Raw genomic sequence first — 700 nt, 5'->3', positions numbered from 1 at the left:
GCCCTCGCCCCAACCCCCGCCTCCGGCCTCGTTTCCGATGGCACGGGTGGTGCCCAAGGGCGAGGCCCGCACGATCGCGTTCTTCACCTCGCTGTTCCCGGATTGCTCCTCGCAAGGCCCGGTGGTGATCCGGACCCTGGACCAGCCCCGGCACGGGGCGATCGACGTCGCGCCGGCGGATTCGTTTCCCCGCTACGGGGTCGGGTCGACGCTGGCCGCCTGCAACGCCCGCAAGGTGCCGGGGGTGAAGCTGACCTACACCTCGGAGGAGGGGTTCGAGGGCGTCGACACCTTCCGCATCTTCGTCATCAACGCGGACGGCACCGGCTACGAGTCCGACGTGCGCGTCACGGTGCGCTGAACCCCGCCGCCGGCCGACGGAATCGGCGCCGAAACGGGGGCGGAAACCTGCCCTCCAATAGCACTTCCGTCATTCGCATAAGATATATTATGGAACATAGAGGGGCGATATCCTGGGGTGAGGGGGTATTCGTTCGGTCCCGACCCATCTGGCATGCCAATCGGACCGTCTCCGTGATCAGCCCGGCAATCGGCAGTGAGATCGTCCGACGAGCCACGGGCGAGGGCGGTCCGAGCCCCCTCCCCGGCCTCGCCTGTCCCGCGCGTCACGCGGCCAGCGCGTCGGCCGGCGGCGGGGTTCAGCGCACCGTGACGCGCACGTCGGACTCGTAGCCGGTGC

1 protein-coding gene is annotated in these 700 nt (G+C 69.1%); it reads left to right on the top strand.

All coding sequences use genetic code 11. The features are described 5' to 3' along the window. Window positions 1-361: hypothetical protein (locus FV222_RS28330; RefSeq protein ID WP_210248527.1), on the top strand; the 361-nt coding region annotated here is incomplete at its 5' end. Between the last annotated feature and the right edge of the window lie 339 nt (window positions 362-700).

Source organism: Methylobacterium sp. WL103, assembly GCF_008039885.1.
GTDB classification, from domain to species: domain Bacteria; phylum Pseudomonadota; class Alphaproteobacteria; order Rhizobiales; family Beijerinckiaceae; genus Methylobacterium; species Methylobacterium cerastii.
Note: the sequence above shows the minus strand (reverse complement) of the source record. Positions and strands in the feature narration are given on the sequence as shown.